Origin of the sequence: Sagittula sp. NFXS13, from assembly GCF_040148795.1 — a bacterium.
In the GTDB taxonomy this organism is placed as follows: Bacteria; Pseudomonadota; Alphaproteobacteria; order Rhodobacterales; family Rhodobacteraceae; genus Sagittula; species Sagittula marina.
The window spans coordinates 20,027-34,905 of the sequence record NZ_JAGEMH010000016.1 but is presented as its reverse complement, the minus strand read 5'-3'; the positions used below and the strand labels follow the sequence as shown (position 1 = coordinate 34,905).

General features: G+C 59.9%; 14 protein-coding genes. 11 read left to right on the top strand and 3 right to left on the bottom strand.

The genetic code is table 11. The features are described from left to right. Positions 1 to 21: 21 nt before the first annotated feature. A complete protein-coding gene (locus J4E08_RS20555) occupies positions 22 to 960 on the bottom strand; it encodes a tripartite tricarboxylate transporter substrate binding protein (RefSeq protein WP_349540078.1) in 939 nt (312 codons plus the stop codon). 130 nt (positions 961 to 1,090) lie between these two features. Here J4E08_RS20555 and J4E08_RS20550 point away from each other — a divergent pair, with 130 nt between their 5' ends. Continuing rightward, a complete protein-coding gene (locus J4E08_RS20550) occupies positions 1,091 to 1,900 on the top strand; it encodes an IclR family transcriptional regulator (RefSeq protein ID WP_349540077.1) in 810 nt (269 codons plus the stop codon). A gap of 1 nt (position 1,901) precedes the next feature. After that, positions 1,902 to 3,254, top strand: coding sequence for an aminotransferase class III-fold pyridoxal phosphate-dependent enzyme (locus J4E08_RS20545; RefSeq protein WP_349540076.1), 1,353 nt, complete (start codon positions 1,902 to 1,904; stop codon positions 3,252 to 3,254). Between the two features lie 407 nt (positions 3,255 to 3,661). Here J4E08_RS20545 and J4E08_RS20540 read toward each other — a convergent pair whose 3' ends face one another. After that, on the bottom strand, positions 3,662 to 4,498 hold the full coding sequence (locus J4E08_RS20540) for a TetR/AcrR family transcriptional regulator (RefSeq protein ID WP_349540075.1): 837 nt from the start codon (positions 4,496 to 4,498) through the stop codon (positions 3,662 to 3,664). Here J4E08_RS20540 and J4E08_RS20535 point away from each other — a divergent pair. From J4E08_RS20535 to J4E08_RS20495, 9 genes are all read left to right on the top strand, one after another. Next, positions 4,497 to 5,777 carry an ABC transporter substrate-binding protein gene (locus J4E08_RS20535; RefSeq protein WP_349540074.1) on the top strand — a complete coding sequence of 427 codons (1,281 nt, stop codon included), beginning with the start codon at positions 4,497 to 4,499 and terminating at the stop codon, positions 5,775 to 5,777. The genes J4E08_RS20540 and J4E08_RS20535 overlap by 2 nt on opposite strands. Next, entirely contained in the window at positions 5,777 to 6,511 is a 735-nt protein-coding gene (locus J4E08_RS20530) for an ABC transporter ATP-binding protein (protein ID WP_349540073.1), read from the top strand. Before J4E08_RS20535 ends, J4E08_RS20530 begins: the two co-directional genes overlap by 1 nt. Beyond that, positions 6,498 to 7,199: an ABC transporter ATP-binding protein gene (locus J4E08_RS20525; protein WP_349540072.1), complete on the top strand. Its 702-nt coding sequence runs from the start codon at positions 6,498 to 6,500 to the stop codon at positions 7,197 to 7,199. Before J4E08_RS20530 ends, J4E08_RS20525 begins: the two co-directional genes overlap by 14 nt. Continuing rightward, positions 7,196 to 8,059, top strand: coding sequence for a branched-chain amino acid ABC transporter permease (locus tag J4E08_RS20520; protein ID WP_349540071.1), 864 nt, complete (start codon positions 7,196 to 7,198; stop codon positions 8,057 to 8,059). The genes J4E08_RS20525 and J4E08_RS20520 overlap by 4 nt, the downstream gene beginning before the upstream one ends. After that, complete coding sequence (locus tag J4E08_RS20515; protein WP_349540070.1) at positions 8,056 to 9,012, top strand: branched-chain amino acid ABC transporter permease; 957 nt, start codon at positions 8,056 to 8,058, stop codon at positions 9,010 to 9,012. The genes J4E08_RS20520 and J4E08_RS20515 overlap by 4 nt, the downstream gene beginning before the upstream one ends. Further along, a complete protein-coding gene (locus tag J4E08_RS20510; protein ID WP_349540069.1) occupies positions 9,009 to 10,493 on the top strand; it encodes an amidase family protein in 1,485 nt (494 codons plus the stop codon). The genes J4E08_RS20515 and J4E08_RS20510 overlap by 4 nt, the downstream gene beginning before the upstream one ends. After that, positions 10,490 to 10,924, top strand: coding sequence for a DUF3237 domain-containing protein (locus tag J4E08_RS20505; RefSeq protein WP_349540068.1), 435 nt, complete (start codon positions 10,490 to 10,492; stop codon positions 10,922 to 10,924). The genes J4E08_RS20510 and J4E08_RS20505 overlap by 4 nt, the downstream gene beginning before the upstream one ends. Before the next feature lie 469 nt (positions 10,925 to 11,393). Next, a complete protein-coding gene (locus tag J4E08_RS20500) occupies positions 11,394 to 11,591 on the top strand; it encodes a hypothetical protein (RefSeq protein ID WP_349540067.1) in 198 nt (65 codons plus the stop codon). 219 nt (positions 11,592 to 11,810) lie between these two features. Further along, the gene (locus J4E08_RS20495) at positions 11,811 to 12,917 is read left to right on the top strand and encodes an autotransporter outer membrane beta-barrel domain-containing protein (protein WP_349540066.1); all 1,107 of its coding nucleotides are present in this window, start codon (positions 11,811 to 11,813) and stop codon (positions 12,915 to 12,917) included. 292 nt (positions 12,918 to 13,209) lie between these two features. Here J4E08_RS20495 and J4E08_RS20490 read toward each other — a convergent pair whose 3' ends face one another. Further along, the gene (locus J4E08_RS20490; protein ID WP_183970071.1) at positions 13,210 to 14,403 is read right to left on the bottom strand and encodes a replication initiation protein; all 1,194 of its coding nucleotides are present in this window, start codon (positions 14,401 to 14,403) and stop codon (positions 13,210 to 13,212) included. Between the last annotated feature and the right edge of the window lie 476 nt (positions 14,404 to 14,879).

The window sequence follows — 14,879 nt, the reverse complement described above, 5'->3', positions numbered from 1 at the left end:
AACAGGCCGGGGGTTATACGATCATTCTGCGGGAAGGGCTTCCAGCACACGGACCAGCGTTTCACTATCCCGTTGGATCTGTTTGGTCGCGGTTTCGGCATCCTGCCAATAAATCAAGGCACCTGTTTCCTCGGACAGCTGCCTGGCCTCGCCGGAGGCCATCACCCTTTCTGCCACCACGGCAATCTTGTCGCGGACGTCCTGAGGTGTATCGGTGTGGACGAACAATCCGTTCCACAAGGCAATGTCCAGATCCGGCGCGATCTCGGCCACCGTGGGGGTGTTGGGCGTCAGCGCGGTGCGTTCACTGCCGACCGAGGCAAGGATTTTCAGGTCGTCAAGACAGGGCCGGATCTGTTGAAGGGTCGTGTTCATCACGTCCACGTCCCCGGATGCCAGGGAATTACAGTCAAGCGCGTCGAACGCGGCCTCTGCGCCGAATTCAAATCCCATCTCTGCCGCCAGCGCAAAAGTCACCTGTGTCGGCACGGCGAAAGTGCCGAAATGACCAAGGAAGACATCGTTCTCGGCGGCATACGCGGCCAGTTCCTCCATCGTTGAATAGGGCGCATCGCCCGCAGTGGCGATCACGAAAGGGTAGGTCAGAAAGACCCCAATGGGTTCGAACGGATTGGGGGAAAGTGCTGGGATGCCGATGTCTGGGCCGACCAACGGGATGTCGATAACGAAGGACCCGATCGTGTAGCCGTCTGCCGGTGCAGATGCGACTTGCGCCGCGCCGGGGAACGGACCGCCGCCGCCGCCGGGCTTGTTCACCACTGCTGCAGCGACACCGTACTCGGATTGAAATTCGTCCGCGATCATTCGTGTCAATACGTCCTCGAGGTCACCCGGAGGAAACGGAACGACGAATTCGACGGGCTGTTCGGGGTATTCGGCAAATGCCGCAACTGGAAGAACGGCCATCAAGGCCGCGAACGGTAGGGTCAGGTAGGTCATGGTCTCTCCACTGCTGGCTGGTTCATTATTCGAACCTTTGGTTGCAAATTATGTTGTACTGCCCAAGGGAGTCTGTCAATAGTTTGGTATGGCCACGGCCGATAAACTGACACCAACAGCAGAGACCGCGATGGGAACGATCACAAAAGCGTTGCAATTACTGAGCTTTTTCTCACGTAGCCGCCCGTCCATCGGATTAGGTGAATTCGTGCGTCTGACAGCGCGCGACAAGGCCACGCTTCACCGCCATCTTGTCGAGCTGGAGCAAAACGGTTTTCTTGAGCAGAACCCGGTGACCCGCGCTTACAGTCTGGGCCCCGCAATCCTGCGCCTGACAAGCGTGCGCGAAACGACGTTCCCGACCCGCGCGGTACTACGACCGCTGGTGACACAACTGGCCGATGATCTGGGTGAATTGGTGCATGCCTCCATGCTGCAGGGCAACATCCTTTCCCCTGTCTTTCACGCTGATCCCGCAAAACACGGCACGCAGGTTTCCTTTGACGAGGCCGAATTGCAGCCGCTTCATGCAACTGCGTCGGGTCTGGCCGTACTTGCCTATTCTGACGAGGCATTCAGCAAGCGAATTCTGTCCGGCCCATTGAAAGCGCACACCGCACTTACGATCACTGACCCGCAGGCCCTGCGCGACAGACTAAGCCTGATCCGCGCCGCGGGCTTTGCGCGCGCTGCGGGTGGCTTTGACACAGAGGTGGCAAGCCAGGCTGCCCCGTTGTTCGGCCCGTCGGGCTCTGTCATCGGGGCGCTGTCCGTCGCTGTGCCCGGGGTTCGCGGCACCGAAAAGCAGCTCGGGTCGTTTCGTGACCGGCTGTGCGCGGCAGCCACGCGGGTCACGATATCACTTGGCGGCACTGTGCCGCCCGACCTTGCGGCCATTTGGGCCAACGAGATCCCCACCCAAGAGACCAAGAAAGCCTGAGATGAAAGATTCAAATTTTCTGCACGCACAAAACGCACGTCACCTGTGGCATCCCATGGCACATCCCGGAGACATGCAGGCCAACGCGCCGGCAATCATCACCTCGGCAGAGGGCGTTCATATCACCGACGTCGACGGACACCGCATGCTCGACAGTGCGGGCGGGCTGTGGAATGTAAACTTGGGATATTCCTGTGACCCTGTAAAACAAGCGATGAAAGATCAGCTTGACAGCCTGCCCTACTACACGATCTTTCGCGGCACGACGACCGACGTGGCGATTGAGCTGTCTTATCTGCTACAGAAGTTCTTCGCCCCCGACGGTCTTACCCGTGCCTTCTATACTTCCGGTGGCTCAGACAGCGTGGAAGTCGCATTGCGGCTTGCAAGACAGTATCACAAGCTGCGCGGAGAGGCGGGGCGCGCCAAGTTTCTCAGCCTCAAGAAAGGATATCATGGTACCCATACATTGGGAGCATCCGTAAACGGGAACGCCAATTTCCGATCCGCCTATGAACCACTGATGCCAGGTTGTTTTCACACGCCGGCACCGTACACTTACAGAAACCCCTTCGATGAAACCGACCCTGCCCGGCTGGCACAGCTATGTCTAGCCGCCATCGAGGACGAGATCGCGTTCCAAGGGGTCGATACAATTGCCGCCTTTATCATGGAACCGATATTGGGCGCGGGCGGTGTCATCCCGCCGCACCCAAGCTTCATGCCAGGCGTACGCCAAATCTGCGACAAGCATGGCATTTTGCTGATCGCCGACGAGGTGGTGACGGCCTTTGGACGGACCGGGGCCTGGTCCGGATCGCGCCTGTGGGGTGTGAAACCCGACATGATGTGTATCGCCAAGGCACTGAGCAACGGGTTCTTTCCGATCGGTGCGGTGATGCTGTCGGACCAGATCGCCGAGACGTTCGAGTCCGACAAGAGCGGCAAGGCGTCGATCGGATCGGGGTATACATATTCCGGTCATCCGATCGGAGCTGCGGCGTCCATCGCCTGTCTGGCCGAAACGGAACGCCTGAACGTGATCGGAAATGCCTCCGCACGCGGCACACAGCTGCACGACGGCCTGCTCGGCTTGATGGATCGCCACGAAATCGTCGGCGATGTGCGCGGCGGGTACGGGCTGATGTGCGCGCTGGAACTGGTTTCCGACCGCGCCGCCAAGACACCGCTTGATAAAAAGGCGATCAAGGTGATCTACGAAACGGCTTATGCCAAAGGTGTCATGCTGCGCGTGTCGGGAAATAACGTAATCTTATCACCCTCGCTGATTGTCGAGGATTCCCATATCGATACGATACTGTCCGCCATCGACGCTGGTCTGGCCGCCACCTAGGCGGCCGCCCCCCAATGCCGGTTTTGCAATGGCGCGGCAGACCTTCTTGGAATTTAACCAGATCGCAACCCACAGCGAAGGGTACAAGATTAAACAAGACTATCGAAAATCAGCGTCTGAGCCGTTCGGACGCTGATCGCGCCGCGCCACGCATGTTGCGCGCGAAAAGCGCGACGTCGATATCGTCTTCTGTGCCGCGCGCCACATCGCAAATTATCGACCTGTAGAACGGCGATATCTTCTGGAACCGTACCCCGCCGCCGTCTGTGTCCTGACCCGCAGTACGATTTCGAATAGCATGTTCGCGAAAGCGGGCAAGGTATCCATCAAGTTTCTTCAAGTTGTCTTCCAAAGCCCCATGCTGGATCAGCTTAACGCCCTGTTAGACGATCTGAACGACTGAAACCTCAGTCCTTAGAAAAAAACAGCCGCGCAAAGGCATCCGGGCTTCTCCGCTGAATCAAAAACGGCTCGATCCCGACTTGCGCCATCCAGTCAGCGGCATCGTTCAGCCCTTCTTGCTGGCGCGCAATAAAACCCGGAATGTGGCCCGATGCAATGTAACTGCACATGCCGTGCGGCGCGAGGACGAGATAGGCGGCCAGACGCTCGGGGTCACCATCGACAATGTCTTTCGACACCTGACAGGCGCGGATCGCATCAATCAGCACCTTAAGCGCGCCACTGTTGTGTGAATCCCGCGCCGAAGAAGCAACGGGCGATCCCAAACGCGAATTGAACATCAGCGTGAAATATCCGGGATAATCGACGGCAAACCGAATGTAGGCCGCACAAAGTGCCCGCAACTGCATCAACGGCGCGGGACCGGCCTTTGATTGGGCGGTGACCTGTGCTGCGGCCATTTCCGCGAATCCCATCTGCGTCATTTCCTCCAAAAGGGCGTCCTTGTCGGCGAAGTGACGATACACCGCAGTATGGCTAACGCCGAGCGCCGTCGCAAGTTCGCGCAAGGAAAAGACCGGGCCATCACGCTCTGAGGTCAGGCGCAACGCGGTTTCGATCAGCGCCTCCTTTAGCTGCGCATAGTGGTAAGTCTTTCTATTTTCGGTCTTTTTCGATGACCCCTGCGAGGCTGGCACGTGATCTAATCCCTTTTGCATATCTTTCGACATATCGCTCCCCGAGACGTTTGACGAGGGTTTGGAAAAGATTCTTGACAGAAAAATAACATTGGTCACATTGTTTCCACCGGTCACATAAACCGGATCAGGGAGAAACATCATGACGAATACGTTCAGCACCCCCACGCGCCGCCGGTTTCTGGCTGGCACCGCCGCCACGAGCGCAGCTTTGTGCGCGCCCCGCCTTGCAAGCGCAGCCAGCAAAACGATCAAGATCGGCTATGCTGGATCCTTGTCCGGCGTGCGCGCAAATTTCGGGGCCACCGAAAGCTGGACAATCGAACGGATGCAAAAGCATCTTGAGAACGGGCTGACCCTGAACGGTACGACCTACGACGTCGACCTGGTGATCCGCGACAACCAGTCCCAGGCCTCCGTATCGGCCAGTGTGGCCAGCGATCTGGTGCTGCGCGAACGCTGCAACCTGATCCTCGTGCAGGACGGTGACGCGGCGATGGCCGTGGGGGAACTGGCTGACACCCGCCGCGTACCGACCATTTCGACGATGGTCCCGTGGCAAGGCATCTTCTTCCCGCGCGGCGGACGCCCCGACACGGGCTTTCCCTACACGTTCCACTTTTTTGCCGGGTCTGACGCGGTGCTGACGAACTTTGTCAACATGTTCGACATGGTGCAGACCAACAAGACGGCAGGCACGCTGTTTCTGGACAATCCCGCTGGTCAGGGGCTGATGCATCCCGAAATGGGGTTGCCTGTCATGTTGCAATCGCGTGGTTATGCAGAAGTACCAGCCGGCCCTTTCCAGATCACCACCAACGACTTCTCCAACCAGGTCGCGCAATTTCGCGCCGCAGAGGCCGAAGTGCTGTCAGGCTTCATGTACGACAGCCACTTTGTCCCCTTCTGGAACCAGGTCGCCCAGGCCGGCCTCTCTCCCAAGGCCTGCGGCATGGCCGCGGCATTCCTGTTCTCCAGCGCGGTCGAGGCACTGGGGGACAGGGGCGACGGCCTGCTGACAGAGGTCTGGTGGACGCCGGACTTCCCGTTCGAAAGCTCGATCACCACACAAAACGCGCGTGCGCTGGCGTCCGCATGGGAAGACGACACAGGCGCGCAATGGACGCAACCGCTGGGCTATGGTCATGCGCTTTGGGAAGTGGGTCTTGCGGCACTGGCGCGCGCAGATGATCCGCTGGATCCAGACAGTCTGGCGCAGGCGATCGGCAGCCTGTCGGTCGATACGATCGTGGGCCCGGTGGACTTTGCGACCAGCCCTGTCAAAAGTGTCGCGATCACCGGTCTCGTCGGCGGCCAGTGGCGGCGGAGCGACGGGCCGTACGCCTATGATCTGAAGGTCGTTAACAACGCGACAATGCCGCAAATCCCCACTGACGCCGACATTGTGCCTTTGTCCCTGTGATGGACGCGCCGCTCTTTCAGGCCCGCAGGGTCAGCAAACGGTTCGGTTCCTTCTCCGCCGTGTCTGGGGTCGATCTGACTCTGAACCTTGGGGAAAGCGTCGGCGTCATCGGCCCCAACGGCGCAGGCAAAAGCACGCTGCTGGCGATGATCGTAGGCTCCCTCCCCGTCTCCGAGGGCGCGATGAATCTGGAGAGTCGAGACATCACACGGATGCCGCTACCCGACCGCGTTCGCTGCGGCATCGCTCGGGCAGCGCAAATCCCGCAGACCTTCGCGCGGCTGACGGTGCGCGAAAATTTGCGCCTTCCCGCCGTCTTCGGTGCCGGACTGCGCCGCAAGCACGCGTCGGTCTGGGTAGACGAAGTCCTGAACCTCTGCGGCCTTGACGATCAAGCGGACGCACTGGCAGGTCAACTCGGCCTTCTAAGCCGCAAGCGGTTGGAACTGGCCAAAGCTCTGGCCGCGCGTCCGCGTCTGTTGCTGCTGGATGAAATCGCGGCAGGCCTGACCCAACCAGAGATAGAGACGATGGTGACACTCGTAAAATCGTTGCGCCGCGACCGCGCGGTGCTGTGGGTGGAACACATTCCATTCGCGTTGCGTGAAACCTGCGACCGTCTGGTCGTGCTCGACAAGGGCGAAAAGATCCTCGATGGCGACTTTGCGACCGTGTGGAAGGACGAACGCCTGCAATCCATCTACATGGGTGTCAACGACCATGCCGCTGCTTGACCTGACCGACATCAACGCATCCTACGGCCAGATGGCCGCCCTTCACGGCGTCGATCTGACCCTGAGCGCTGGCGAAACTCTGGCGCTTGCCGGCGCGAACGGCGCGGGCAAGACCACGTTGATGCGTTTGCTATGCGGGCTGATGATACCGTCACGTGGCGCGGTGCGGATAGACGGCCGCACCCTGCCCCATGGCAATCCGCGCGCAGCGGCGGCCGCCGGTCTGGCGCTGGTCCCGGAGGGTCGCCTGCTGTTCGACAGCCTGACAGTCGAGGAGAACCTGATGATCGGAGCCGGCGCACGACAGGGCAGATGGTCCCTCTCCGCGCTTTACGATCTGTTCCCGATCCTGCGCGACAAACGCCAGCAATCTCCCGGATCGTTGTCTGGCGGCCAGCAGCAAATGGTGGCCATCGGGCGCGCCTTGGCCGCGAACCCGCGCATTCTTTTGTGCGATGAAATCTCCCTTGGATTGTCACCACTGGTCACCGGGGAAGTCTATAATGCCCTGAAGCTCGTTCAGGCCGAAGGGATCGCGCTTGTTGTCGTGGATCAGGATGTGGCCCGCGCACAGGCGATCTCGAACCGTGTCGCCTGTATGTTCCAGGGCCGTGTGACGCTGGACCGCCCCGCCGCCGCGGTCGACGCCGCCTCCATCAGCGCCGCATTTTTCGGAGAGACCGCATGACCGCAATGTTTGAACTGATCCTGCAAGGCATTACGCTGGGCGGCCTTTACGGCGTCATCGGCGCGGGCCTGGCGCTTACCTTCGGGGTGCTGCGCGTCGTAAACCTGTCCCACGGAGAATTGATAACGATCGGTGCCTTCATCGCCGTAGGCGCTACTGCCCTTGCACCGTCCTTGCCGCTGGTCGCGGTTGTCGTGCTGGCCTGCACGGCCTGTGCGGCCCTAGGCGGGTTGCTTCAGGTCGCTTTCGTCGAACGCGCGATGGCATTTCGCGATCCAATGGTACCGATGCTGGTAACATTCGGCATCGCCGTGATCCTACGCAACCTGCTGGTCGAAAGCGCAGGTGCGGACCTGCGCGGGCTGAACGTCGGAGGTTTGGCGCAGGTCAGCCTGCAACTCGGTCCCGTCACGATCGGCGCGCTGCCTGTGGTGACGTTGGGCATCGCTGTCATCGTCTTTGGCGGTTTGGCTTCGGTGATCCGCCACACCCAGTTCGGGAGGGAGGTCCGCGCCCTGTCGGACCGCCCCGACATTGCCGCATTGATGGGGATCCGCGTCGCACGCGTACATATCAAGGTCGCAGCCCTTGCTGCCGGTTTGGCAGCGCTTGCCGGGATCCTGTTGGCCATGCGCGCCAGCGTGTCGCCCTACTCGGGCGTATCCTATCTGCTGATTGCGTTCGAAGTGGTCGTTCTGGGTGGGCTTGGCTCGACGCGTGGGGCTTTCGCGGCTGGGGTTCTGCTCGGCGTCACGCAAGTCGCCAGCGCATGGTGGGACAGCAATGCGGGCCTGCTTTACGTACACCTGGTTTTCTTTGCGATCCTAGTGATGCGCGCAATGTCAGGACGGCTTTCATGAGCCCGCGTTTGGTGTCTTTCTTGCTCATGAGCATAGGCGCTGCTGCGGCGGCTGTTGCGGCTCTGACCTTCGATGCAGGGATGCTTTATTTGCTGAGCGAAGTGATCGTGATCATGATCCTCGCGCAGATGTGGAACCTGCTGGCAGGCTACGCCGGGCAGATTTCGCTTGGCCATCAAGTGTTCGTCGGGCTGGGGGGATACGCTCTGTTCCTCGCCTCGAATAATTCCGACGTATCGATCTGGGTCTGGCTCTCTGTTGTCCCCCTTGTCGCCGGGGCCGCAGCGATCCCGCTTGGAATGGTCGTTTTCCACCTCAAACACGCCTATTTCGCCGTGGGAATGTGGGTTGCTGCAGAGATCGTCGCGGCGCTCGTGCTGAAATGGTCCTGGACCGGCGGCTCGGCTGGGGTGATCCTGCGGCCCGGCGGGCAAAGCATGACCAGCAATCCCGAACGCATCGTGTTCTTTTTGCTGGCATTCGGACTGGTGGCGATTGTTGTGAGCCTGCGGATGTTTCTCACCTCCGACCGTGGCCTGGCCCTGCTGGGGATGCGCGACAACCCCGATGCAGCGGAGGCTTCAGGGGTAAACGTGCGCCGGATGCACCTGTTCGTCTTCGCCCTCAGCGCCATGGGCTGCGCAGCCGCCGGGGCCGCATATTATATCAATGCGCTCTATATCGCACCTGCTGATGCATTTCAGATGAACTGGCTGATTGCGATGATGTTCGTCACCGTGATCGGCGGAATAGGCACGCTCACCGGCCCTATTCTTGGAACAATTCTGTTCATCGCAATCCGTGAGGCTATGACAAACGCGGGCCTTTCGGGAGGCACCTACTGGATCGTAATCGGCAGTCTGGCAGTTGTCGTGCTGCTTGTGGCCCCCCGAGGCCTGTGGCCCGCGATGCTCGACCTGACCGCCGCTTTCAAACGAAAGGCCAAACCATGACCAAAACACCCCAAGGACCGATCCACGGCTGGACCGCGACACAGACTCTCGCTGCGTTGCGCGCGCGCGACATCGGCAGCGAGGAGTTGCTGGACGCCCAACTGAAACGGATCGCCGACGTCGGTGGTACGGTCAACGCAGTCGTACAGTTGGACACCCAGACGGCGCGCGATACCGCCCGCGCGGCGGATAACGGCCAGATTACCGGGCCGCTGACAGGCCTGCCGATGACCGTCAAGGACTGCTTTGACGCAACGGGTTTTACGACGACCGCAGGCATCCCCGATCTGGAGCATAACCGCCCTGACCGAGACGCCGACGCCATAGCAAGGCTAAAGGCGGCAGGTGCCGTGATCTTTGGCAAGACGAACGTGCCACTTGCGGCCTCGGACCATCAGACCGACAATCCGATCTTCGGCCTGACGCGCAATCCTTGGGACACCGATCGCTCTGCCGGGGGATCCTCGGGTGGGTCGGCCGCTGCCTTGGCGGCGGGCCTGACCCCGTTGGAAATCGGCAGCGACATTGGCGGGTCAATCCGCGTGCCGGCACATTATTGCGGTGTCTACGGGCACAAACCCAGTTACGGCATCGTGTCGGCGCGCGGGCACGTGCCGCCCGGGCCCGGTGCGTTGACGCCCCCGCCCCTGTCGGTCTGTGGCCCATTGGCGCGCAGTGCCGCTGATTTATCGCTGGCGATGGATGTGCTTTCGGGAGCCGATGACCCTACTGTGCGCGGCTGGCGTCTGCACCTTCCGCACGCCGCCCCGGACCGGATCGACGCAACGCGTGTCGCAGTATGGCTGGACGGCTTTCCGCTCGACCCCGCGTACCGCGCCGCGTTGTCGGAATTCGTTGAGGATCTGGAACACGCCGGGGCAAATGTCGATCGGCTGGACGGCCCGCCGGCACCCGTCGATCCAGACAGTGACCTCTATTTCAGGCTGCTTTTCGCAGTGATCGGTTCCGGCATGTCTGACGAAGACGTCGCGGCATTTCGTGACGCGACCCGCGACCTGACCGACCACCCCCACGCTGCCACAATCGGGCGCGCGCTGCGCACCTCTTTTGCCGATATGGGCCCGCTTTTGGAAGGCCAAGCCCGCCAGATCTGCAAATGGCATAGCTTTTTTGCCGATTACGATGTGCTACTTGCTCCTGTCGCGATGGGACAAGCATTTGCGCATCAGACCGGCGACGGCTACGGCGTAACACCTCAAATGCGCCGCACATTGCAAGTGGGCGATACAGCGCTACCGTATATCGAGAACCTGTTATGGCCCGGCGTCGCCACCGTTTCGCATCTTCCCGCGACCGTGCGCCCCCTGCCTCGGACACCCAACGGACTGCCCGCAGGGATCCAGATCATCGGCGACCTTTACGCCGACCGTACAACTCTTGCCTTCGCGGAACTCTGCGACCGCCTTTGGGGCACCGCCCCCTTGGCCCCCGCTTTTCGTTCGATCAAAGGTGAAGCATGACCGCTGCATCGATGTACCGATCTGTGGGAAAGCTGCACGTCACCATCGCAGAACCCTTGATCGTCGGCACCCTTCATGGCCGGATACGCGCCTGCGTGCCGATCACGGGCGGCACCCTTCGCGGTCCGGACCTGAACGCGACCATCCTGCCCGGAGGCTACGACTGGGCCTGGCTGTCCGAGGGCGGCATTGCAGAAGTGGAGGCGCGCTACGTCCTTAACTTGGGCGACGGCGCTTACGCGACCGTCGTCAACCGAGGCCAGTGCGAGCCTGTGTCGTGGCAGACGGACACCTTCGCGGGACGTAGCATTCCAACGTTCGAAACCGGCAGCCCCGAATATGACTGGCTGAACACCGGCACTTTCCTTTGCATTTTCACGTCACGCATGGCCGACGCTTTTGTTGAGCTGGAGCTGTTCATGATCGACTGACTCGCGCATGGCTTTATCGTCAGCGTGGGCGATCCGTTTTGCGTTCGCGAAATACGTGTTGAAATACACATGAGTACTTCACCGAAACTGCCCGCCAATGGCGTGTAGATTGCATCCGGACAAACCCGCCATTCGGGTAAAGACCAAGTAACACGAGCCGTGGCACACAGCCCCAATCAGCTAAGCGCCACTGGCTTCCGCATTAGATCATTGCCCACTCGATGTGGCAGTACGTATCTTCACGTCTGCGCTGAATTCAACAGCGTTATGGTACGACCCTCTTTTCCAAGTCTTTTTCGCAAGTCGCTGTGCGGTGGGCATCGCTGATTTCGTTGCTTCTTCCGTCCCGCCATACCGTGCTGCCGCCCACTTTATGAGTGACTTACAAATTTGTTGACAGAAAAAATAACAGCGGTCACATTGTTTCCAATGGTCACATAAGGCCGCTGAATACAACGGGAGACGAACCATGGTTGCAGGATACGGTGACGCCACGCGAAGGACATTTCTGACACGTTCGGTGGCCATTGCCGGGACTACGCCGTGCGCTCCGGCGCTGGCCACGGCTGCCCGTAAAAAGATCAAGATCGGCTATGCCGGTTCATTGTGGGGAGTGGAGCCGAATTTCGGTGCGACCGACGCCGACATCGTACCGCTGTCGCTTTGATGCATGAGCAGGACCGCCAGACATTTAGGAACCGAAACGTACCGGTGTTGAAAGCTGGGCCGGAGCAAAGCCCTTAGCTTAGTCCCATGACCTTCATGTGCATATTCGAATCCCGGCTGATGGACAGCTTTGTCAATCTGAGCCTTTCATGACCGGATAAAACCAAGAACGGGCCGGTGACCGGTACCGTCTGTTTCAATACCCAACGGAGGACGAATAATGATGAACTGCTTTGGCAGAACGATAAAGGCTGCCCTGATGACGGGATGCTTTGCTACATCCGCGCAGGCCCAGGACGGCCCACCGCCAGACTTGTCGCCAGGAATGCTGACACTGGGCAATCTGAACAATGCCGGGTTGCTGTACCCTGCGTTCAGCAACGACATTTACGGTACGATCCAGACTCGGTTCGGCGAATCGCGCTCTGCCCTTTCCGCGGCAGCGGCACCTGGGGGCCCGCAAACCGGGTTTAAGGACGGATCGCTGACATACGCGCTGCCGTTTCTGGTGCTCAAAGAGCTGCCTTCGTCAAGCGGTGCTGCTTTTCTTCGGTTCTCGGCCAGCTTTGCGCATATCGATCCGAACAACAATCTCCAGAATGTGCCAGGGGATTCACGGCGGTTGGACATCCAGTATTTGCGCGCGCCGAACCCCGACCTGATGTTCGGTTTCGGTGTGTTCTACGAGGAATCCGACTTTTCGGAGACGCTTGGCAACAGCACCGCCAAACGTCACGGTGCAGGGATTCGTGGCGATCTGATGGCAAAGTTGTCGGACCGCTGGGGTTTTGTTGGACGGATGGAATACTCTTGGGGCGATCTATCTCTGGACGTTCCGATTGCACCCGGCGTATTGTTGGAACAAGATCAGGGCGATGACCGTTTCTATGCCCAGGGGGAATTGGTCGGAACCTACGGAAAGGCCGATTATCCAAGCTTGGCAGACAACTGGCTGCTACACCCTGCGGTCGGTTTCGCGTATCAGCGCAATTCGATAGAAACGGTGCGGAATTCCCTAGGGGCCACGGTATCGGGCATTGCGGGCGACCGCGAAGAATATGGTCTGGTCTGGGCGAGACTGCGCCTGGCAAGTTTTGATCCACGTCCTGGTACGTTCAGTCCGAATGCGTCCATCGGGTTGGAATACGAGTTCGCAAACGATCTCGACGCGCTTGTGGACGAGGATACCTACGCCACATTCACCGTCGGCGGCGGGTATCAGGTATCGCCATCCGTACGGCTCGAACTCGATTACACACGCCATCAAGGGCTTTCGGGCAACCGTTTGAATGACACGCTGGCAATTGCTACCAACTTATTGTTTTAGGTCGGTCGCTGCGCTTCTTGGCCGGCTTGCCTATTCGCCCTCTCGGCCATCCGTACCACCTGCGCGCTTGCCGTCGCCGCAACTCTCCGCACGGCGGCAAGCGTCGGAACCACACCTCGCCCGATCGCTTCGCCTGTCGAGAGCGCACCGATCCGCGCCCTGCCCCTCCACCCGAGGAAATCACGGCCTCGTCCCAACTATAACCCGTCAGGCGTGGCATCAACTTGGCAGTGCCATATGAACCTATAGCATTGAGATGGATCGCGTTCTGTTTCGTGTGTGACTCTTGTCGTCAATCATCGGCCAAGTCGTCGAAGGCGCCCGGAGAAAGCTCCTCCCAAAAAGCCCGGATTGCCTCGGCGTTCAGCGCCGACATCCAACCGTGGCGCTCGAAATCCTCTCGGAGGTCACCGTTGAGCCGTGCCGAAAACAGCCGCTTATCCGCGTCGCGCTGTGTGGGTTTGCGGGCCGAGGCCAGCTCCTGAACGCGTGCGAGGCGCAGGGCGCGCGGGCTGGACGGTTTCGCAGGTTTCGCGGCGAAACCCTCCACCCGTTCGGGCCGGTAATCTTCTTTCAACGCCGCTGTGAGATAGCCCACCGGGTTTTTCACACCACCCTGCCCCGCCACGTAATCGAGCTTGGTACGTACCGTGCTTTCGCCGTGCTCGGACATCCATTGGCGCGCCAGACGGTCTGAGACGCCCAAGGCCCGCAGACGTGCATAGACGTCGGATTTGCGCAGCCCTTCGCCGTCGTCGATGTCCAGGATCCCAAGCTGCGGGTTCTCCGCAATCTTGAACCGGATGTCGGTCACGGTACGGCCCATTTTACGGGTTTCAGGCGTGACCACGATGTTGGAAGTCTTGTTCACCTCTGTCACCGCAGGCTTGATGATCTTGGCGTTGAGGTGCTTGTAGACCTCGTAATACGGGCTGTCCGCGACGCCCATCAGTCGGCGGAACAGCTCCAGCGACCACCAGCCTGTCGATCCCGTGCGCACGAAACGATAACAGTTTTCGTACAGAGCGAGCGCATGGCCAGACGTGAAGCGCCTCTGGATATTGAGGTTGATGAGCGCAAAGACCTTTGGATCGTGCAGCTTTTCCGCCAGCGCCGGGGAATAGGCGTATTCGCAGACCCCGCCAGACAATTTGGCGTAGGACAGCAGCGAGGACACGCCCCACTCCTGCTGGCCCTTTTCGTCCAGCATGTCCCATTCGGCAACCGTTTCTGCCAGTCCGCGCAGGGAGGCTTTCAGCGTGTCCATATCGTTGGAGTTGTAGCCGATCATCAGGCACAGCGTGCGCGCATCAATCTGGTGGCGGCTTTGCGAAGTGATCGTGTCATAGGCGTTGAGCAGCAGCACGTTCGAAAGCTTGCGCTGCAAGAGCGTCAACTTGCCGGAAACGTGGATCGCCGCAACGTGCTTTTTGACCGCACCGCGGCGCAAGGAGCCGCTGAGCTGATCGCGGGGGATATCGTCCATGGGTCTCGTGCCTCTTGCCAGACGGGGCCGCGCGATGCCACGACCTATGTGCCTCTGTCCGGAATCACGAGCACAGCCCGGCTCCGGTTGCGTTGAGTGTCGGTTAAAAGGTATCCATAGGCAAGAGAAGATCGGGCACCTTGGACGGACACCGTAAACGGGTCCCTTTGAAAAGCCCCCCCGTCTTTAAGGGACCCGTTTACAGGATTACGCAGGTTGGAGCCCCTCCGGTTGCGAATCGATTCGTGCTCCACAGGCTCTAATCAGGCCAAAACAGGGGGCGAGAAGGCGGTTATCCACAGGAAGACCGCGAATCGGTTCTTTTGATCCTGCAAACGGGTGCCCCAACGCCCGCAAGCGGGTGCCCGAGTTCCCGTAAGTGGGCACCTATTGTTGGCTACCATACTGATTAATTTACAGAAATCACGCCGTAAAGATTCTTAAATATCCAAAAGACTCTCAAACATCGTTGTCGT